8 protein-coding genes are annotated in these 21,951 nt (G+C 68.0%); 3 read left to right on the top strand and 5 right to left on the bottom strand.

Annotated elements, in window-relative coordinates; all coding sequences use genetic code 11:
• Positions 1 to 27 precede the first annotated feature (27 nt).
• Together HWX03_RS07475 and HWX03_RS07470 are read right to left on the bottom strand one after the other, a co-directional pair.
• A complete protein-coding gene (locus HWX03_RS07475; protein ID WP_175870856.1) occupies positions 28 to 507 on the bottom strand; it encodes an RES family NAD+ phosphorylase in 480 nt (159 codons plus the stop codon).
• Positions 504 to 959: an antitoxin Xre/MbcA/ParS toxin-binding domain-containing protein gene (locus HWX03_RS07470; protein WP_006480981.1), complete on the bottom strand. Its 456-nt coding sequence runs from the start codon at positions 957 to 959 to the stop codon at positions 504 to 506. The genes HWX03_RS07475 and HWX03_RS07470 overlap by 4 nt, the downstream gene beginning before the upstream one ends.
• An 829-nt stretch (positions 960 to 1,788) precedes the next feature.
• Between HWX03_RS07470 and HWX03_RS07465 the strand changes: the two genes are divergently transcribed.
• Complete coding sequence (locus tag HWX03_RS07465; RefSeq protein ID WP_175870855.1) at positions 1,789 to 15,474, top strand: LWXIA domain-containing protein; 13,686 nt, start codon at positions 1,789 to 1,791, stop codon at positions 15,472 to 15,474.
• A gap of 81 nt (positions 15,475 to 15,555) precedes the next feature.
• Here the strand turns inward: HWX03_RS07465 and HWX03_RS07460 are convergent, their stop codons facing one another.
• A complete protein-coding gene (locus tag HWX03_RS07460) occupies positions 15,556 to 15,810 on the bottom strand; it encodes a hypothetical protein (protein WP_175870854.1) in 255 nt (84 codons plus the stop codon).
• On the opposite strand from HWX03_RS07460, the gene HWX03_RS07455 reads away from it, so the two are divergent.
• Both HWX03_RS07455 and HWX03_RS07450 read left to right on the top strand, forming a co-directional pair.
• Positions 15,797 to 16,108, top strand: a complete 312-nt coding sequence (locus HWX03_RS07455; protein WP_175870853.1) for a DUF4148 domain-containing protein — start codon at positions 15,797 to 15,799, stop codon at positions 16,106 to 16,108. The two genes, HWX03_RS07460 and HWX03_RS07455, sit on opposite strands and share 14 nt — an antisense overlap.
• A gap of 270 nt (positions 16,109 to 16,378) precedes the next feature.
• Positions 16,379 to 17,092 (top strand): dienelactone hydrolase family protein, encoded by a 714-nt coding sequence (locus HWX03_RS07450; protein WP_175870852.1) that lies wholly within the window; start codon positions 16,379 to 16,381, stop codon positions 17,090 to 17,092.
• A 131-nt stretch (positions 17,093 to 17,223) separates the two neighbouring features.
• Here HWX03_RS07450 and HWX03_RS07445 read toward each other — a convergent pair whose 3' ends face one another.
• Both HWX03_RS07445 and HWX03_RS07440 read right to left on the bottom strand, forming a co-directional pair.
• On the bottom strand, positions 17,224 to 18,756 hold the full coding sequence (locus tag HWX03_RS07445; RefSeq protein WP_175870851.1) for an efflux transporter outer membrane subunit: 1,533 nt from the start codon (positions 18,754 to 18,756) through the stop codon (positions 17,224 to 17,226).
• A gap of 2 nt (positions 18,757 to 18,758) precedes the next feature.
• On the bottom strand, positions 18,759 to 21,950 hold the full coding sequence (locus tag HWX03_RS07440) for an efflux RND transporter permease subunit (RefSeq protein WP_175870850.1): 3,192 nt from the start codon (positions 21,948 to 21,950) through the stop codon (positions 18,759 to 18,761).
• Position 21,951: the final 1 nt, after the last annotated feature.

The following is a 21,951-nucleotide window of genomic DNA, read 5'->3' as shown; positions in this document are numbered from 1 at the left end:
GGCGCGGACCGTGTTCCTCCCGGTTCGCTATTCGCCCGGCTTCGACTGGACCAGCCGCAGAATCCGCGTGTCGTACGGCGATTGCATCACTTCCGCGATGCGGATGTCGGGCGCGGCCGGATGCAGCGGGTTCAACAGGAAATTGTGGGCATGCGGCACGACGACGCTCGGCACGCGCAGCAGCGCGCTCGGCTGCGTGTGCAGCCACTCGGTGCCGGCGCTGCGGGTCCAGTCGACGTTCGTTCGCCAGTCCTCCGGCGCATCACCTTCGGCGATTTCGGCGACGTCCACCGAATCGGGCACTTCGATACGCAGCAACTGGTATCCGCTCGGCAATTGCGCGACGGTGGCGATTTCGAAATGAACCAGCGTCTCGAGCAACGCGAGCGCCGGATGCTCGGCGAGATACACGACGGGCTGCCCGGCGAAATGCCAGCGCCCGCCGGCCCGCAACCCGCCGATGCCTTTCAGATCGGCGTAATTGCTGATCCGCCACAGCGTCGTCAAGCGAAGTACCCTTCGTCGATCTGCGTGAGGGCCTCTTCGACGAGCCGCGCGCCATGCTCGGTGCTTGCCATGTCGAGCGACGTGCGGCCGCCGAAGCGCTGCAGCCCGTTGCGCAGCCACGCCATCGCCTTGTCCTGGTCGCCGAACGTGGCCGTCGCCTGCGCGACGATGCGCGCGAGGCGGATCGCCTTGTCCGACTCTTCCGGCGACAGACGTTCGTGCGCCTGGCGACGATGGCTCAGCGTGCGGCGCGGAATGATGAAGGCCAGTTCGTCCGATTTCAGCCCGCGCTCCGACAGCCGGTCGATCACCGACACGTCGACGCGCGCGCTCGCCAGCTCGGCCAGATCGGCGCCCGACCGGACGCGGATCGCCAGCAACTGCTCGAGAATCGTGAATTCGGCCTGACGCGGATGGGCGACGCCCGAAGGATGAAAAGCGATGGTGCTCATGACCTGACCTCTCTGCGGCAATTTGCCCAATCATTATAGGCGTTTTGCCGAATACTTGCGGATCTTGAGCAACGGGCTTGCCAATCGGGCTGGCAGACCCGTATTCGGGGGGATGCGAATCGGAGATTCGCCTCGGTGAGAAGGTGCAAAAATTCAGTATATAAAGTCATCGACCCATATGATCTGAAGTTGTCACGTAACAATTTCCCAGTGATGATGCGTGAATTGAGTGGAATCGCCTCTTTCCCCCGTCCGATTCTTCGCCGTCCTGGGGTCACACGCCGAATTCTGCCAATTACGCGTCGACCGCCTGCTCCAGCAAGCCGGCCGCGCCCATCGGGTATCAACGCGATTCAGCCGGCAACACCTATCCACCACAAAAGCGAATCACCCGCCGTACCGGCTCCTGTTCCTCTCGCGTCGATGTCGGCTGAACGCATTCGTGTCGCCCGAATCCCTCCCCCCTCGATTCGGGGCATACCGCACGACTTACTCCTCCCCAATACTTTCACCACCACAAATTACTTCGCATAACTGACCATAAAAACGAAAGCGAACAGTAAGACACACTCCATCGCCGAAAGCCCGCTGTAACACACGAACCCGACCGAATCGATGCGCAAGCCACCTCATCGCCCCGCCTTCTGCATCGCGCACTATCAGGACATGATCGCTTCTCGTAGCGATCCCCGGACCGACCAGTTCCCCCTCGTCGCGCGCTACGAATCGCCCCCGTGCCCGCTCCAGCCGCTTCCGTACACTCGAAATCGCGCCATGCGGCGCCGGCGGCGTGCACCCTGCGTACGGCCGCGCCTGACGGGAGCCTTGCATGTTGTCCATCGACGGAATGGGTTTGGGGTTGAACTGGCAGCGTTTCCTGTCGCAAACGCTGGAGCCCGACCTCGCACCGAAACCGCCGCGCAACGCGGACGGTACGTCCAACGACGGCCCGAACAACGGCCCGGCCAACCCGGTCAATCCGACCACCGTGCCGCCGATCCCCGTGCAGGCCGACCTCGGCACCGATCCGTCCAAGCCGACCAACCCCGAAATCGCATCGGCCACCGCGCTGCTCCAGAGCATGGCCGATCAGTATCGCGTGGCGCCGCCCGAGATCACGGTCGACAACGACACGACGCGAGCCGTCCAGGGCGTGATCCAGGACGCGCAGACCAAGTACGACAACGCGCAACAAACGCTGCAAGGCGCGCAGGGCGTGCTGCGCATGACGAACCGCGACCCCGACGCGACGCCCGACGAGCGCAAGGCCGCACGCGACCACTACACGAAGGCGCACGATGCGGCCGACACCGCGCAACGCGAACTCGACGTCACGACCGACGCCGGCTACCGGATCCTGTACGGCGAACAGGCGAAAGCCGACCAGTACAGCGCCGACCCGACGAACGACAAAATCGAGGGGCCCGCGCAGCAGCAGGCCGATGCGAAGCTCGCCGCGCTGCAGAAGCTGTTTCCCGACCAGACCAAGGCGAATCCGAACTTCGTCCCGCAGCAGGGCGATTGCAAGACACCCGCCCAGGTCCAGGCCTACGACGACTGGCAATCGGCGACGTCGACTGCGGTAACGGCCCAGGCGAAGTACTGGGCGGACGTCAGCAATGCGAATCTCGCCTATACGCAATTCCAGTCGTACATGGCCGATCCCGCGTACAAGGACGCGATCGATAGCGGCGTCGGCAAGCTGAACGATGCGCTCGCGCCGCTGCAATTGCAGGTCGATCTGCCCGATCCGCCGCCGGCCGATGCCAACGGCAACGTCGACATGAACACCGTGCAGGCCAATATCGCGCAGGCCGCGAAGATCGCCAATTACTCGAACGCGGCCTATGCGGCGTCGCTCGACGCGCAGCAGGTCACGACGCTGCAGCAGAAATACGACGCCGACAGCGCGTGCCTGATCGGCTCGACGCCCGGCGCGACGAAAGACGACAAGGCCGCGCTCGATCGCGCGACGACGCAGGCGAACACGAGCGGCAGCTACATGCAGATGCTCGGCGCGCAGTTGACCGTCGACGACTTGCAGGGCAAGTACGACACCGCGAAAACGGTATTCGACGACTGGCACACCGCGAATCCGCGCTCGCTGGATCCGCATCCGACCGTCGATACGGACCTCGCCGCCGCGTCCGATGCGCTAGCACAGGCGAAGCAGAAGGCCAGCCTCGCGCACGACGGGTTCGTCGTCGCGTACGGCCAGACGCTCGCGCAGCAGTATGACGACGCTGGCGCGCAGATCGATGCGCAGCTCAAGCCGAAGGTGCCGTTCGTGCTGCAGAACCCGACGCCGACGCTGTCGACGAATCCGCCGCCTACGACGCCGCCGTCCCCTTCGGCGCAACCGTCGCCGTCGCTGAGCACGTCGCTGCCGAGCACATCGAGCACATCGAGCACGCCGGCGCCGTCGACGACACAGACGCCGATGCCGACGTCGTCGTTGAGCACGTCGACGCCGCCCAGCGCGCTGTCGACGTCGCTTCCGCCCACGACGCTGTTCACGAATCCATCGTTCGTGCTGCAGCCGCCCGGCTCGAACACGTCCGTGCCGACCACCGCGACCGGCCAGACCGCGCTCGACGCGAAAAAACTCCATGTCGTCGCGGGCGCGTTGCGCGCGGCCGACGGCCGGCTGTCCAACACGTTCAACGACGCAGCCGCGAAATTCCAGCTCGCGAACGCGAAGACGCAGGAAGGCGTGCTGAAGGGCAAGCTCGCCGATATGCAGAAAACCTACGACGACTGGTACGCGAACAACCCGACGCCGGTGCGCATGCGGGAAGTGAACGGCGACGAGATTCCGATGCCCACGCCACGGCGTCCGAATCCGTACCAGGACCAGCTCGATCAGGCACGCAACAATCTTCAGCAGGCCGACGCAACCATCAACAAGCTGCAGCTGCTGACCGAGATGTCGCATCAACAGGTGCTGCTCGACCAGTTCGATGCGAGCCTCGCCGAGAACCTGCGCAACCCGCAGAGCCAGGACGACAAGGAAGCCTATTCGAAGGCGCTCGACGGCTTCTTCCGCGCGCACCAGGGCGAGCTGTCGCAATCGCTGCTCGACCAGGCCGGCGTGAGCACGAACAAGGCCGCGACGATCAATTTCGGCAAGCTGACCGACAACGAGCAGCGCAACCTGATCGGCACCGCGATCGGGCTCCCGCCCGACGTGCAGCCGTCGTCGGACACGGGCGCGGGCACCGGCACGCCCACCGCGCCCGTCAACGACGATTCGGTGCGCTACACCGACAAGGACAAGCTGGACACGATCAACAAGGTGCGCGGCGAAATCCTGAAGCTCGGCGGCGGCAGCGCCACGCAGGTCAACATCCTGCCGCTGATCTACTCGGACAAGACGGCCGGGATGGTGACGAGCGCACTCTTCAAGGTCACCGACGGCAAGGGCAACGTCCAGTACGTCGACGACACGTCGGCGAATTACGACAATATCGGCGACTACCTCGACAACAACCAGCTTGCGTCGAGCGGCACGCTCGATCTCGTGACCGGCTACGACGACAAAGGTCACGCGCAGTTCCAGCAGAAGGCCGCGCATCACGACGACTGGTTCGACAGCGCGCTGAACACGCTGACCGGCGGCAAGGTGAACCTCGGGATGATGGGTCTCGGGCTGCTGATGGAGGGCGCCGGCGTGCTGCTCGACGCTACCGGCGTCGGCGCGTTCGCGGGCGGCGCGCTGAACTTCGCGGGCGCGGTGATGATGGACACGGCGATCGGTTCGAGCATGACGAAATCCGCGCTCGATATCGGCTCGCGCTGGGAACACAACCAGAGCATCAATCCATTCACCGACGCCGGCGCGCGCGGCGACTGGCTCAACCTCGTGCCGATGGGCGCGGCCGGCGCGGCGAAGTTCGCGGGCTCGGAAGTGTTCGCCAAGACGGTCACCGCGCTCCGCTCGGCAAGGGCTGCGCGGATCACCACGGCGATCGTGCGCGGCACGTCGCTCGCCACCGGCGTCGGCGCCGCGGGCGAAAGCTTCGTCGAAGCCGCTATCGATTTCGGGCACGGCGACAGCGAACACGGCTGGGACGCGCTCAAATCCGGTTTCACGAACGTCGCGCTGATGGGCGCGGGCGGCGTGCGGGACCGCGTGGTCAACGCGACGGTTCGCGTCACCGGCCGGCCGGTGGTCGCCCGCTCGGCGGGCGGCGAACGCATCTCGATCGACGGGCAGCAACTGCAGAAGATCCTGAGCAAGAACGAGCCATCGCAACTCGCGTTCGGCGCGACGCGCGCGTCGCTCGACGGCGTCGACATCAAGGTCGCGAAGGACGGCACGCTGATGGCGGGCGACAAGGTGCTCACCTACGACAACATGCCCGTGCGCGTGCTCGACTCGCTCAACAACAAGGATCTGAACAACCTGCCGCGCGGGACATCGGTGATCCTCGGCGAGAACGGCGAATTGAGCATCGTCAAGCTGACCGGCAAGACCTGGACCGAAGGCACGAAGATCGATTCGGTCACGGAGACGGGCGACCGGCTGTCGTTCGGCAGCGACGGCGAAATCAATGCGCCGTCGAAGCTCGTCGCGAAAACACCCATTCCGTCCCGCAACGACCCGCGGCAGCCGGCAAGCGACGAGGCTCCGCCGGCCGACAACGCGCCGCGGACCACGCCCGCCAACGAAGCCGCGGCGCGCGCCACCGAAGCGAACGACACGGCCGCCGCGACCACGACCGCCAGCGCACGCAATGCGCAGCGCACGAGCGAAGCACAGACCACGCGCGACGAGAACCAGCAGGAAACGCGCGCGTCCGATTCGCACGTCGCCGCGCAGAATCGCCGCAGCAGCGACCTGCGCGCGGAGAACGATCCGGCCGTCGCGCGGGCGCCCGGCGCACCCGGCGCAGGCGCCCGCGAAGAGCCGGCCAGCGTCGCGCCGCGCACGCCGGTCCGCGTGATCGACCTGACCGACGCCGAACCGGCCTCCCGGCCCGCGACGCTCGACCCGGCCGGCGTGTCGGTGCCGCGCGGCCCGTCAGTCGAAGCGCTCGACTACGGCGAACACACGCTCTTCATCGTGCGCAACGGCGAGGACCCGTCCGCCTCCGTGCCCGAGGCGGCGCGGCCGCGTGCGGCGGGCGCGCTGCCCGCCGACGTCGCGGAACCGATCGTCGTCATCGCCGATGCAGCGGACGCACACGTCGCGCCCGAACTCGCAAACCGCTGGCAGCGGCCGGTATTCGCCGCCGCGCCGGACGCGCTGCACCCAGACGGCACGCTGCGCGCCGATGCGGCACTGACGCGCTACCCGCCCGCCCCCGCCGCGCCGGCGGCAGGCGGCCGCGTCGTCGGCACGAATTCGCAGGTGGCGCACGCCGATGCGGCGGGCGTCGTCGAAACCGACCCGCCCGCGGCGAATCCGGAAGCGCCTGCCGCGCGCCGCGCGCCCCTGCCCGCGAACGACGACACCGTCGTCGTGCTCGCGACGACCCGGCGCAACGCCGCCGATCCGGAAACGCACGCCGCCCTGCCGCAGCCGCCCGCGCGCGCGGCGCGTGCGCTGGACGGCGCATTCAGTGCACCGAACCGCATCCTGGTGCTCGTCAAGCCGGCCGAACGATCCGCATCGCAAGCGGCGAACGACGCGCACAACGCATCCCGGCCGAAGCCGGCCCGCGACGCACGGGCCGAGGACCACGCGCTCCCGGCCGCCGCGCACCCGGAAACCACCGAAGCGCCGCCGGACCCGGCGCTTGCCGGCCCGGGCCTGTTCACGCGGCTGCAAATGCGTTTCGGCGGCGCGCCGCTGCCGGACGCGGTCCACGCGCTCGCGCAGCAATCGGATACGCTCACGCAGCAGTTGCGGATGCTGAGCGACGCCGGCTGGCGCGTGAGCCTCGGCAAGCGCGGCGGCGGCAGCCGGATCGATCCGAAGCGGCGGCGCGTGACGATCGACGGCGGACTGCACGATTCGGGCAGCATCACGTACACGCTCGCGCACGAGGCCAAGCATGCGGTCGAAGCGATCGACGGCACGCTGGATGCGCTCGACTACAGCGGCCGCAGCCGCTTCACGCGCAAGGCGCTCGAAGCCGAAGCGCGCGCGCAGATCAACGCGTTCGAGGCGCGCTACGAGATCGATCTCGCGGGCGGCGGCGACATCGCGGCGAACACGACGCTGCCCGACGCGCTCCAGCACGAGGCCGACCGCTGGACGCCGTCGAGCGACTATGCGGGCACGGTCGCACGGCTTGCCGACGCGTTCGCCGATGCGCCGGTCTCGGGCCGCCGCGGCGAGACGTACCAGGCCTTCTACGACGGCATCTGGGACAAGCAGAAACGCAACGGCGGCGCCCCGCGCCGGATGCCGGCGCCGCAGACCGAATCGGCCGGCGGCGGCGCGCACCTGCCGCGCACGCTCGAGGAACAGGTGCAGTGGAGCTTCGCGCATGCGGAGGCAATCTCGCCGTTCGCCGAACGCGGGCGCAACGAGCCGCGACAGATGACGCTGCGGATCCTGGACGAACACACGTCGTCCGGGACCGAAGAACCGCTGACGGTCATCCGCGGCCAAACCGACGCCGCGGGCCAACTGCTCGACGCACACGGCCGCCCCGCGCAGCATGTCGACTTTTCGATCGCGAACTTCTTCGCCGGCACGTCGACCAGCGCCGGCAGCGGCCGCGCGCTGGTCCTGGCCGCCGACAACGGCCACGCCGCCGCGGCATGGCTCACGAACACCTGGCAACGGCCGGTCTACGTGCCGGACGGCGGTACCATCCGCGCGTTCGACGCGGCGATGGGCAACCCGGGCAGCATGCGCGCGCAGGCGCAATTCGATTACGCCCCCACGTGGACCCGCTATGCGCCGTCGCCGCGCGAGCGAATCGACTACGGCGAACTGGCCGTCGACGAGCACGGCCTGCACGTCGCGGGCGATCCGTCACGGCGGCTGGACCCGCAAGCGCTGATCGGCCCGTTCCTCGGGGCCGGCATCGAGAAGAGCGTGTTCGAACTCGGCAAGCGCAACGCGATCGGCCTGTACGACGTCGATCCCGCACGGCCGCGCGACGGCCAGCTCGCCAATCATTACGACGCACTCGACACCGAACGCAACGGACTCGACCTGCTGCGCCGCTACGGCATGCGCACGCTGACCATCGACGGCCCGTTCTCGGTCGGCAACCGGATCGGGATCCTCTACCATCCGCTCGCCGAACTCAGCAGCCGTGCCGTCTCGCTCGGTGCGTTGCCGTCACGTATCACGCACGAATCGATGCGACAGCTCGCCACGATGCGCGAGATCGTCGAGCGCGATGGCCTGGTGTTCGATTTTCAGGGGGTATTCGACGCACGCGGCGAGTTCTACTTCAGCGACCCGGCCACCGTATTCCGCACGGATGACCGCGAGGAGATCGACGCCACGCTCGAGGAAATCGACAACGTCATCGCGCCGCTCGAACGCGGCATCCGCAATGGCAGCATCGCGCTCGCGCATCCGGCGATCAGCGAATCGCTGCCGGAAGGCGCATTCGTCCAGAAGCCGTCGCTCTTCACGCGCATCCGGATGTGGTTCGGCGGCGCGCCGCTGCCCGATGCCGCCTATGCGCTCGCCGATCAGTCGAGCCTGCTCGCCGAGCAGATGCGGCTGCTGAAGTCGGACGGCTGGCAGGTCGTGTGGGGCCGCGCGGGACGCGGCAGCCGCACCGACGTCGAGCAGCGCCGGATCGTGATCGACGGCGGCCTGCGCGGCGCCGGCACGCTCGTCTATACGCTCGCGCACGAAGCCGGCCACGCGGCCGACGTGTCGAACGACCGGCTCGGCCTCGACACCAGCAACCCCGAAGCGTACGTGCAAAGCACGCTGCTCGCCGAAGCGCGCGCGCAGGCCAACGCGTTCGCGGTGCGCAAGCAGATCCTCGAATCGACCGGCGTCGACATTGCCGAGCACGCGGTGCTCCCCGACGCGATTGCACGCGAAGCCGACCATGTGATGCCGGGCGACGCGGCGGGCCTCGCGCGCCTCGCCGACGCATTCGGCAACGCCCCCGTATCGGGACGCGACGGCGAACACTACAGTGCGTTCTATGGCCGCGCGTGGGACCGGCAGCAACAGCCGGGCAGCGCATCGCTGCGCATGCCCGCGCCGCACACGACCGAATCGTCCGGCGGCAGCGGCGGCGCACGGCTGCCGCGCACGCTCGACGAACAGGTGCAGTGGAGCCACGCGCACGCGGACCGTGCGTCGCCGTTTCCGCGCCGCTGGTTCGGCGGCGGCTCGCCGAAACTGTCCTTCTCGCGCAACGGTCCGGTGTCCTATGCGAACGGCGAACCGCTGACGCTCGTCCACGCGCGGACCGATGCAGCCGGCAGCCTGCTCGACGCACACGGCCGCCCCGCCACGCCCGTCGACTACTCGATCGACCATCGCCACGCGTTCACGCCCGCACGGGCCGGCGCGCCCATCGTCCTCGCAGGCGAAGGCGGGGCGGCACACGCTGCGTGGCTCGCGAACCTGTGGCAACGCACGATCTACGTGCCCGACAGCGGCACGGTCCGCACGATCGGCGAGCCGCGCAACGACGGCACGCAGCGCATGCAGTTCGGCGGCCCGGGTACGTGGACGCGCTACACGCCGTCGCCGCGCGAACGGATCGATGCGGGTGCGCTCGCCGTCGACGAACATGGGCTGCATGTCGCCGGCGATCCGGCGCGGCGCGTCGATCCCGACACGCTGCTCGGCCCGTTCCTCGGTGCGGGCACCGCGAAGGCGGTATTCGAACTCGGCAAGCGCAATGCGATCGGCGTGTTCGACGCCAGCGGCGACAAGGCGCGCACGATGCTCGCCCACGAAAAGCGCGGGCTCGACCAGTTGACGCAGCTCGGCATGCGCACGGTCACGGTCGACGGGCCGTTCACGTACCGCGGGCGCATCGCCGTGCTGTACAGCCCGCTGGCCGAACTCGGCAGCCTCGACGTGATGCACGGCATCCTGCCGAAACGCGTGACGCGCGAATCGATGCGGCAGCTCGTCGCGATGCGCGAGATCGCCGCGCGGCACGGCCTGTCGTTCGATTTCGAAGGCCTGTTCGACGCGCACGGCGCGTTCTACTTCAGCGATCCTTCCGTCCTGATCCCGCATCCGGACCCGGCCACCAACCGCACGCCCGGGATGATCGATGCCGTCATCCAGCCGCTCGAACGCGGCATCGCGAGCGGCCACGTCGAACTCGCGCACCCCGTGATCAGCGAATCGCTGCCGGACGGCGCGTTCGTCCAGAAGCCGTCGTTCTTCACACGTATCCGGATGTGGTTCGGCGGTGCGCCGCTGCCCGACGCCGCGTATGCGCTGGCCGACCAGTCGAGCCTGCTCGCCGATCAGCTGCGACTGTTGAATCCCGGCCGCTGGGAAATCGTGCAGGGTCGCGCGGGCGCCGGCAGCAAGGTCGATGCCGAACAGCGCCGGATCGTGATCGACGGCGGCCTGCGCAATGCCGGCACGATCGTCTACGTGCTCGCACACGAGGTCGGGCACGCGGTCGACGTGGCGACGAACCGGCTCGGCCTCGATACCAGCAGCCCCGATGCGTACGCAGAAAGCGCGCTGCGCGCCGAGGCGCGCGCGCAGGCCAACGCGTTCGCGGTGCGCAAGCAGATCCTCGAATCGACCGGCATCGACATCGCCGAGCACGCGGTGCTCCCCGACGCGATCGCGCGCGAAGCCGACCATGTGATGCCGGGCGACGCCGCGGGCCTCGCGCGCCTCGCCGACGCGTTCGGCAACGCGCAGACCTCGCTGCCCGGCAATCCCGTCTACCGTGCGCTGTACCGCGCGCAGGCCGAGCAGGCGCTGCGCGACGGCGAAGCCGGGCGGCCCGGCGCGACGCCGCGAACGATGCCGTCGATGATGATGTGGCCCGTGCCGGACCCGTCGTCGTTCCTGCCGGCCACCCCCGCGCTCACGCCCGAAGCGCGCGCGGCCGACTGGCTCGATGCGCACGGCAAACGCGACCTGAAGCGGATCGACGGCACGCAGTTGGCCGACATCCGCGACCTCGCGCAATACGCGGGCCCCGACGCGCACGTGCTGATCGCGAAGCACGCCAACCGGCCGGCGGACGACGGCACGCATCCGCAACCCGAGTTCGTCGCGAGCCTGACGACCGATGCGCACGGCCAGCCCGGTCAGGTCGAATCGGCCGACCCCGACGGCACGCCATCGCACGACTTGCGCGACGCGCTCTATCCGGGCACGCGCCCACGCAAGCGCAGCGGCAGCGAAACACCGCATGAAGCGCGTGCGAAGTTCGACTTCTACCTGTCGCCGGTGTCGCTCGACGAGTTGCAGAAATTCGGCGGCGCGGCGAAGGTCGAAGCCGTCGACTCGAAGCGCGTGTGGAATGCCGAGCCTTCCGGCGACGCGCCTGCGCAGGAGGTCGTCGAGCAGATCGGCGAACTCGCCGGCGCGCCGCAATTCAAGCGTCCCAAGGCGGCCGCGAAGGCCGCGGACGACAGCACGACGATCTTCGCGGTCGACAGGAAGACCGGCAAGGTGCTCGGCTACGCCGTGCCCAAGCAAGGCGGCAGCGGCTGGACCTATCACGAGAAAACCTCGGTCGGCGACGCGTCGATCGGCGAGCAGGATCTCGGCACCGCCTTCCGCCGGCGCGCACGCGGCCTGCCCGACGGACGGCGCGGCGTCGTGTTCGTGCCGTCCTCGCTGCCGGAATCGGTGGTGTCCCGCTATGGCGGCTTCGAGCCGGCCGAGCGCGCGTTGCCGGTCGCCGAGCAGAAGCCGCCGCCGCTGAAAACGAGCGACCGCGTGCAGCGCCGGCTCGGCCGGATTCAGTCGGCAGGCAAGCCGCCTGCCGGCGCGACGCCGCTCGCCCACCGCTGGGTCGCGCCGAACCTGCTGCCGAAATCGGCCGACGACGTGCACGATTTCAGCGGCGCGAACACGCTGCATCTGCGGCGCGTGATCGATCTCGGCCAGGTCGGCCCGGAATACTTCATCTACGTCTACGGCACGGAAGGCGCGCTGATCGACACGCTGCACCAGCCCGACGGCATCCTCGCGACCCGCGACGGCACGCTGCAATGGTTCGACGATGCCGCGCATTTCGCCGACACGGGCAAGCCCGGCGTCGATCTCGACAAGACGAAGATCGGCGGCGGTCCGGACGGCTCGGACCGGCATTTCCTCGTGACGCGGCTCGACCCGGCCGCGTTCGACGCACGCACGAAGCCGACGCAGGTCGCGGCGTATGCGTTGAAACAGGCGGAACTCGACAAGCAGTTGCAGAAGGCCGCGGCGGAATCGTCCGCGCCGTTCGGCGAACTGAAGAGCCGCATCGCGGCCGAACTGGCCGCCGCCAGGCGCCAGCAGGTCAAACTCGCCAGCGATCCTGCGTCGGGCACCGCCTCCGCCAATCCGCCGGCGAAGCCGAAGAAGCCTGCGCGCGGGAAGGGCAAGAAAGGCAATCAGAACGCGCCGGCCGTGCCCGCACCGGCCGCGTCACCCGCGCCGCTTGCCGCGCCGGCCGGCAAGCCGTTCAGTATCAAGACCTATCAGCCCGGCCTGACGAGCGCGACGGTCGCCGAATGGATCCTCCGCTTCGGCAAGGCGAAGGTCGACCACTGGTTCCCCGAGCACGAGCGCGTGAAGGCGTTCGCGGGCCGCACGGGCGAGCCGCTCGACCTCGGCACGACGCGCCAGGTCATGATGGCCGACAGCGTGATGATGAAGGCGCTCGGCATCCCGTTGCGGCTCGCGCGCGAGGCGTCGAGCATGCCGTGGCGCGGCCCGCTGTCGCGGCCCGACCATGCGGCGAACGTGGTGTCGCGCCATGCGAAGCGCGCCATCACGTATCTGTCGATCGCACGGGCCGCGGACCGGCATGCATTGCAGGCCTATGGCCGCGCGAAGGCCGAGATCCAGGATCGCCTCGCGCTGATGGCGCGCGGCTTCACGCTGCGCGACGACCCCGCCGGGATGCTCGCGCTCGTGAAACGCTACGGCGGTGCGATGCCGGTCGTGTCGGTCGCGGTCGATCCGTATTCGCTGGCCGCCGCGCTCGGCCGAAAACACGACCCCGCCTTCATCCGCCGCGTGCGCGAACTCGGCAAGCTCGACCACGCGCAGTTCGACGAAGCGAACGCGCGGATCGACATCGACGGCACGGGCCGCCATCTCGAACTCGACGACCTCGACCACCTGTACCAATGGCTCGACGCGGCGTCCGAAGGCGGCTTCGTGCTGCGCCTCGAAACCGCGCCGTCGCGCGCGCTCGTGTCGGCCGAGGACCAGCGCACGCTGGCCGGCACCAACGATGCGTATCACGACTACGTGCGCACGTTCGACGCGCTCGAAACGTGGGCGCGGCAACACGCCGGCAAAACCGCGCCGCATGTGATGGTGACGTTCCACGGCTGGGACGCCGTGCTCGAGCCGGCGCCGGGCGACGGCCACCTGAAGCTCGTCGAGGCCGTGCTCGAGCGCAAGGAACTCGACTGGGTTCATCTCGGGCTGTCGTATGCGACGCATGGCTCGGACTTCGTCGCGAACCAGGACCTGACTGCCGCACTCGCCCGCAAGCTCGTCGAATACAAGCTGCATGCGCCCGACAAGCTCGCACGCCTGCACGGCGCCGACGCGCTCACGCGCGTGTTCGAACGGGTCGGCGCGCAAACGCTCGCGAACCAGCATCAGGTGCTGTTCGCCGAAGTCGAACGCGTCGGTCTCGCGAACGGGCTGAAGCCCGACCAACTCGCGCAACTGCGCGCCGACCTGTACGAAGGGCACACGACCGCGCTGATGGACCGCGCACGGCAGGCGACGATCACCTATGCGAAGGAGAACTACTGGAATACCACCGACGCCGCAAACCGGGCCGAACGGCGCGCACGCGACGCCGGCAACCTCTGGCTGGACCGGTACGGCAAGCCCGGCACGTCACGCAAGATCGCCGCGCACGCAAACCCGACCGCATCGAGCACCGCGTTCTGGCGCGCGGTGGCCGCCGATCCGAAGCTCGCGATCGACGAAACCAAGCCCGTCATCGTGAACCGCGACATCGCCGCGCAGCCGAGCCACCAGCGCGGCAACCCGCAGGAGGCCGCGCTCGCGCAGCTCAACGCGCTGCGCGTGCACCGGCCGTCGTTCGGCAAGCGCGACTGGGCGTGGTCGCTGGGCTTCGGCGGCACGGTGGCCGGCGCCAGCTCGCTCGTGGCGCTGAACGTGTTCAACGGCATGACCGTGATGAGCTCGGACGCGCTGACCCACGCGAACACCGCGCTGTTCGTCGGTGCGCGCGCAGGCCGCGTGTTCGGCGCGATGCACCAGGGCGCGGTGCAGAGCCTGCAGAGCGGCGACCCGCGCGCGGTGCACGACGTGCTCGACCGCCTGCAGCGCTCGCTCGCGCAGCAGCTGACCGCGCCGGTACACGGCTACAACCCGGCGCGGCTCGAACAGCTCGACCTGCTCACGAACGAAACGCGCGTGAAGGCGAGCCACTTCGTCGAAATGCATCGGCAGGGGCTCATCGGCTTCGACGATGCGGCCGCGCAGATCAAGGAACTGTCGGTCGACCTGCTCGCGAACATGCAGGGCATGGTCGGCGGCACGTCGCTCGCGCAGTTGCATCACGGCAATTCCCGCCGGCTGCTCGGCCTCGTCGGGCGCGGTAGCGCGATCGTCGGCTATTCGGGGACGATCGCCGTCGGCGTGCACGGGCTCATGACCGCGCCGACCGTCGCGGGCGCGCTGACGACCGCGAGCGCGGCGCTCGCCGCGACGTATTCGGGCCTCGTCTATGCGGTGAGCGCGCACCGCGTGAACGCGGACAAGCGCAGCCGTGTCGTGCGACTGATCGATTCGACGTCGGATTTCGTCGGCGTCGCGAGCGGCATCGCGGGCACGATCGCGCAATACGACAAGGGGCACTACGGGCTCGCGGCAACGGCCGCGACCTCGACGGCGATGCTGCTCGGCGCGCGCCTGAACACCCATTTCCCGAACGCGACGCGCTGGGTCAGGAAATACCCGACCGCGCTCATCCTCGTGCCGATCGGGATCTGGGGCTTCACGCAATTGCAGAACCTGTTCTTCGGGCCGCCGTCGGGCGGCTCGGGATCGTCGACGCATAAGCCGCCGTCGACGCCGGCGTCACCGTCGCCATCGCAGCAGCCGACGGCCGGCACGCCGACGACCGGGCTCGCGCCGGGCGCCACCGCGACGCAACCGCCCGGGACCGGCACGACGGGCAACACGGCGCCCGCGCAGCCCTCCGCGCCGCCGTCGCCGGCCGCGCAGCCATACATCGTCGTGGCCGGAGATTCGCTGTGGGTGATCGCCGACGCGCATCGACAGTCACTGCTCGACGCGGCGCACGTGTCGCCGAACGACCGGAAGGCGATGACGCGCGACCAGCAGGATGCGCGTGCGCTGAACGAGATCCTGCAGTTGAATCCGGGCCTGGCTTCGGCGCCGAACGTGCTGTACGCCGGGCAGTCGATCAACGTTGGGTGATGCGCGGCCGCGCACGATCCTGGCTGCGTGATGCGGCACGAGCGACGCCAGCGGCCTCGCCAAAATACTTCGGAATACGATTCAACCGTCCATCCCGCCTCGGTTGCGCCGATCGCCCCTATCGCTTCCCCAAAGGCCAAGCCGCTGCTCCGGCATGTGCCTGCAATCTTCAGATGAAATGGCGTGCCGCGCGAATCGTTTACCCAGTTGCAATAATGATTCGCTGCAACGCGTATTTCCGACCGGTAACGCGATCGTTACGATGCAATCAACCGCTGAACGCCACGAGCGAAGCGCGAAATCAACAGAACCGGAGGTCACCATGAAGTCGTTCATCACCGCTGTCGTCGCCGCCACCGCCTTGTCCGCATCGTACGGCGCATTCGCCCAATCGAACCCGTCGGGCCCGCTGACGCGCGCCCAGGTGCGTGCGGAACTCGTCCAGCTCGAACAGGCCGGCTACAAGCCCGAAGTCTCCGATCAGTATTACCCGCGTGCATTGCAGACGGCGCAGGCCCGCGTGACGAACGCCGATGAAGCCGGCTACGGCGCGCAAGCAGCCGCGGGCGCGCGTGCCGGCCGCGCGATCGCAGTCAGGCAGACAGGCCGCGACTCGATCTATTTCGGCCAGTAAGCCGGATACGCGCCGGCGTATTTCCGGCGTATTCCGATACGCACGTCGTACACGCGACACCCCGCTCCCGTTCATCGGGGCGGGGTGTTTGTTTTCCGGTCGTCAGCTCCCTTCGCCGGCCGCGTGCCGCGCGGCGACGTTCACGCAAGCGTCCGGTGTTTGCGCATAGAATGGCCGCGTGGTCGGCGTCGGCCAGAACAAGCGGTGTCACGACGCCCGCTGGCCGGCCCGATGTCGCACTCGGCGCATTTTTCGAAAAGGAGCGGTTTCATGTCTCAAACATCCGGTTCCATGATCACGTTTCGCCGCCCGGACGGCCAGGAGCTGCAGGGCTATCTGGCCACGCCGGCACAGACCGAAGGCGCGCCCGCGGTCGTCGTCATCCAGGAATGGTGGGGGCTGAACGACCAGATCCGCGGCGTCGCGGATCGCCTCGCGCGCTGCGGCTACTTCGCGCTCGTGCCCGACCTGTATCGCGGCAAGTCGACGGTCGAGGAGGAAGAAGCGCACCACCTGATGACCGGCCTCGATTTCGGCGACGCCGCGTCGCAGGACATTCCCGGTGCGGTCACGTACCTGAAGACGCTGGCGCCGCGTGTCGCGGTGACGGGCTACTGCATGGGCGGCGCCCTCACGCTGCTGTCGCTGCAATACGCCGAGGCGGACGCCGGCGTCACGTGGTACGGCCTTCCGCCGCTCGACTACATCGATCCGGCCAAGCTCAAGGTGCCGCTGATGGGCCACTGGGGCACGCAGGATGCGTTCTTCACGATCGACCAGGTCGACGCACTGGAAAAGAAGCTGACGGATGCGAAGGTCGGCTTCGAATTCCATCGCTATCTCGCGCACCATGCGTTCGCGAACGAAACGGCCGTCGGCCCTGGCCGCATCGCCGGCACGCAGTTCGATCCGGTGTGGTCGCAAATAGCGTGGGACCGCACGCTCACGTTCTTCGGCCGGACGCTTTGGACGAAACAGGCGTAACGTAGCGCCGCTCCCCGCGCGGCGACGGTACAAAAGAAAACGCCACGGATTTGCGTCCGTGGCGTTCTCGTTTTCGCATACAGCCGGTTCGAAGGGCAAGCGCGGTAGACCGCGCCCGCCCTTCTCCGTGCTTACCCGTTCGTCGCCGTTGCCGACGCAGGCGCCGGAGCGGCCGCCTTGTCGTAGTCGACCGGTGCATCCGGCGCGCGCGGCGCTTCGCCTGCACGCTGGATCCAGCCGCCGCCGAGCGCGCGGTACAGGTCGACCAGGTTCGTCCAGCGTGCCAGACGCGCGCTGATCAGCGACTGCTGCGCCGAGTACAGATCCGTCTGCGCGGTCAGCACCGATAGATAGCTGTCGACACCGTTCTTGTAACGCAGGTCCGACAGGTCGAAGCGACGCTGCTGCGCGTGCTCGTTGCGCTCGAGCGCCGAGATCTGCTGGTCGTACGTGCCGCGTGCGGCGAGGCCGTCCGACACTTCGCGGAACGCCGACTGGATCGCCTTCTCGTAGTTCGCGATCTCGATGCGCTTCTGCACGTTCGCGAGATCGAGGTTCGCGATGTTCTGCCCACCCTCGAAGATCGGCAGCGCGATGTTCGGTGCGAACGACCATGCCGCCGTGCCGGCCTTGAACAGGCCGCCCAGCGTCGGGCTCGCGGTGCCGAACGCGGCCGTCAGCGAGATTCTAGGGAAGAACGCCGCGCGGGCCGCGCCGATGTTCGCGTTCGCGGCCAGCAGCGTCTGCTCGGCCTGCATCACGTCAGGACGACGCGTCAGCAAGTCCGACGGCAACCCGGCCGGCACGTCCGTCAACAGGTTCTGCGCGTCGAGCGACATGCCCGCCGGCAGATCGTCCGGCAGCGGCTCGCCGACCAGCAGCACCAGCGCGTTCAGCGCCTGCGCGCGGGCACGTGCCTGCGCCTGCTGGTTCGCGAGCGCCGTCTCGACCACCGTCTGCGCCTGACGCAGCTCGAGCTCGGAGCCCGTGCCGTTGTCGAACTGCAGCTTGGTCAGGTCGTACGACGCCTGCGCGGATTTCAGCGTGTCCTCCGTGACCTTCAGCAGATCGTCGGTCGACAGCAGCGTCAGGTATTGATCCGCCACCTGCGACACCAGCGAGATCTCCGACGCCTGCCGCGCGTACGACGTCGACAGGTACTGCGCGAGCGCCTGATCCTTCAGGCTCTGCACGCGGCCGAACAGGTCGAGTTCCCACGACGCGGACAGCCCGACGTTATAAGCGCGCGAAATGTAGGCCTGGTTGGTCGGCGAAACACCTTGCGGATAGCGCTGAATGTTGCCCGTACCCGTACCGTCGAGCGTCGGGAACAGCCCCGCACGCGTGATCTGGTACTGCGCACGCGCCGCCTCGATGTTCAGCACCGACACGCGCAGGTCGCGGTTGTTTTTCAGCGCGATTTCGATCAGCCGCTGCAGGCGCGGATCGACGAAGAACTCGCGCCAGCCGATGGCAGTCGCCGCCTGGCCGTTCGCGCTGCGCGCGCCGGCCGCATCCGGCTGCGTCGCATAGACGCCGCCCGCCGGATACGCCTGCACGACGGGCGCGTCGGGCCGCTTGTAATGCGGCGCCATCGTGCAGCCCGCGGCAAACAGCGCGGCAGCCAGCGCGACCGCGGTTGCAGTCAAAGCATGTTTTTGCATCGTTACTGCCCCTTCGAATCGTGTGCGTCGTCGTGACCGCGCTGCAGGTCGCCCTGCACGAGGCGCCATGCGTCGTCGACGTTTTCCGTCTCGCCGCTGAAGATCGCGCGAACCCGCACGAAGAACATCGGGATCATGAAAATGGCGAGGAACGTCGCCGTGATCATCCCGCCGATCACGCCGGTGCCGATCGCGTGCTGGCTCGCCGAGCCCGCGCCGTTGCTGATCGCGAGCGGCAGCACGCCCAGCATGAACGCGAGCGACGTCATCAGGATCGGGCGCAACCGCAGGCGCGCCGCCTCGATCGCCGCACGCACCGGCCCCATGTTCCCGCCCGCCTGCAGTTCGCGCGCGAACTCGACGATCAGGATCGCGTTCTTCGCGGACAGGCCCACCGTCGTCAGCAGGCCGACCTGGAAGAACACATCGTTCTCGAGGCCGCGCAGCATCGTCGCGAGCAGCGCGCCGACCACGCCGAGCGGCACGACCATGATCACCGAGAACGGGATCGACCAGCTTTCATAGAGCGCCGCGAGACACAGGAACACGACCAGGATCGAGATCGCATACAGGATCGGCGCCTGCGAACCGGACTGGATTTCCTGGAACGACAGGCCCGTCCACGAATAGCCGATGCCTTCCGGCAGCTTGCTCGCGAGCGCTTCGATCGCGGCCATCGCCTGGCCGGTCGACTTGCCTTCCGCGGCCTGCCCCTGGATCTCGATCGACGACACGCCGTTGTAACGCTCGAGCTTCGGCGACCCGTAGATCCAGTGGCCGGTCGAGAACGCACTGAACGGCACCATCCCGCCCGCGCTGTTGCGCACGTACCAGATGTTCATGTCTTCCGGCGTCATCCGGAACGGCGCGTCCGACTGTACGTACACCTTCTTGATCCGGCCGTCGGTATCGAGGAAGTTGTTCACGTACTGCGACGCCCACGCGATCGAGAACGTCTGGTCGATCGCCGCGGCCGTCACGCCGAGCGCGTTCGCCTTCTCGCGATCGATGTCGACCTTGTACTGCGGCGTATCGTTCAGGCCGTTCGGGCGCACCAGCGCGAGCGCCGGATCCTTCGCTGCCATCCCGAGCAACTGGCCGCGTGCGGCCATCAGCGCTTCGTGACCGAGGCCGGCGTTGTCCGTCAGCTCGAAGTCGAAGCCGGCGGCCGTGCCGAGTTCGGGAATCGACGGCGGGTTGAACGGAATCACCATCCCGTCCTTGTACGTCGAATAGTGCGCGAAGGTCCGGCCGATCAGCGCCTGCACCTTCTGGTCCGAACGCTGGCGCTGCTCGTACGGTTTCAGCTTCACGAACACGAGGCCCGCGTTCTGGCCGCGGCCCGCGAAGCTGAAGCCGTTGACCGTGAACACCGAGTCGACCACATCCTTCTCGACGGTGGTCAGGTACGTGTTGATGTTGTCGAGCGTCTTGCCGGTCGTTTCCTGCGTGGAGCCGGACGGCGTCTGCACGATCATGAACATGTAGCCCTGATCCTCGTCGGGCAGGAACGACTTCGGCAGGCGTGCGAACATCACGCCGACCGCGAGGAACACGGCGAGGTAGATCACGAGCCAGCGGCCCGAGCGCCGGATCACGTGGTTCACGCCGCTCGTGTAGCGATCGCGGCTGCGATCGAAGGTGCGGTTGAACCAGCCGAAGAAACCCTTCTTCTCTTCGTGATGCCCCTTCTCGATCGGCTTCAGGATCGTCGCGCACAGTGCCGGCGTCAGAATCAACGCGACCAGCACCGACAGCACCATCGCCGACACGATCGTCAGCGAGAACTGACGATAGATCGCGCCGACCGAGCCGCCGGAGAATGCCACCGGCACGAACACCGCCGACAGCACGAGCGCCACGCCGACGAGTGCGCCGGTGATCTGGCTCATCGCCTTACGGGTCGCCTCCTTCGGCGACAACCCCTCCTCCGCCATCACGCGCTCGACGTTCTCGACGACCACGATCGCATCGTCGACCAGCAGGCCGATCGCGAGCACGAGGCCGAACATCGACAGCGTGTTGATCGAGAAGCCGGCGAGGCCCATGATCGCGAACGTGCCGAGCAGCACGACCGGCACCGCGATCGTCGGGATGATCGTCGCCCGCAGGTTCTGCAGGAACAGGTACATCACGAGGAACACGAGGACGATGCCTTCGATCAGCGTCTTGACCACTTCCTCGATCGACAGGCGCACGAACGGCGTCGTGTCGTACGGATAGTGCACGACGAGACCATGCGGGAAGTACTTCGACAGCTCGTCGATCTTGGCCCGCAGCGCGTTCGCGGTCGCCAGCGCGTTCGCGCCGGTCGCGAGCTGGATACCGAGGCCGGCCGTCGGCTGCCCCATGTACTTCGTGTCGAACGTGTAGTTCTCCGAACCCAGCGCCGCGCGGCCGACATCCTTCAGGCGAACCTGCGAGCCGTCCTGGTTGACCTTCAGCAGGATGTTGCCGAACTGCTCGGGCGTGCGCAGCAGCGTCGATTCGGTGATCGTCGCCTGCAGCACGGTGCCCGGCTTCGCCGGCGTGCCGCCGATTTGGCCGCCCGCGATCTGCACGTTCTGCTGCGTGATCGCGGCCGTCACGTCGGTCGGCGTGAGGCTGTAGTTGGTCAGCTTGACGGGGTCGAGCCAGATCCGCATCGAGAACTGCGAACCGAGCAGCAGCGTCTGGCCGACGCCGTTGACGCGGCTCAGCGGATCGAGCACGTGCGAGGCCACGTAGTTCGTCAGGTCCTCCTTCGTCATCCGGCCGTCCTCGGAGTTGAACGCGAACCACATCAGCCAGTTGCTGCTCGACTTCGTGACCTGCATGCCGAGCTGCTGCACGACCTGCGGCAGGTTCGGCGTCGCAAGCGACAGCTTGTTCTGCACCTGCACCTGCGCGACGTCCGGATTCGTGCCCGGCGAGAAGGTCAGCGTGATCGTCGCGTTGCCCGAATCGTCGCTCGTCGACGCCATGTACAGGAAGTTGTCGAGCCCGCTCATCTGCTGCTCGATCACCTGCGTGACCGTATCTTCCACCGTCTTCGCGGAAGCGCCCGGATAGTTCGCCTGGATCTGGATCGTCGGCGGTGCGATCGTCGGATACTGCGCGATCGGCATCTTGAAGATCGATGCGACGCCGGCCAGCATCAGCACGATCGCGATCACCCACGCGAAGATCGGGCGATCGATAAAGAACTTGGCCATG

The sequence above is a fragment of the Burkholderia sp. BCC0397 genome (assembly GCF_902832865.1).
Taxonomy (GTDB): domain Bacteria; phylum Pseudomonadota; class Gammaproteobacteria; order Burkholderiales; family Burkholderiaceae; genus Burkholderia.
The sequence above is the reverse complement of the archived record's forward strand: the minus strand, read 5'-3'. Positions and strand labels throughout refer to the sequence as shown.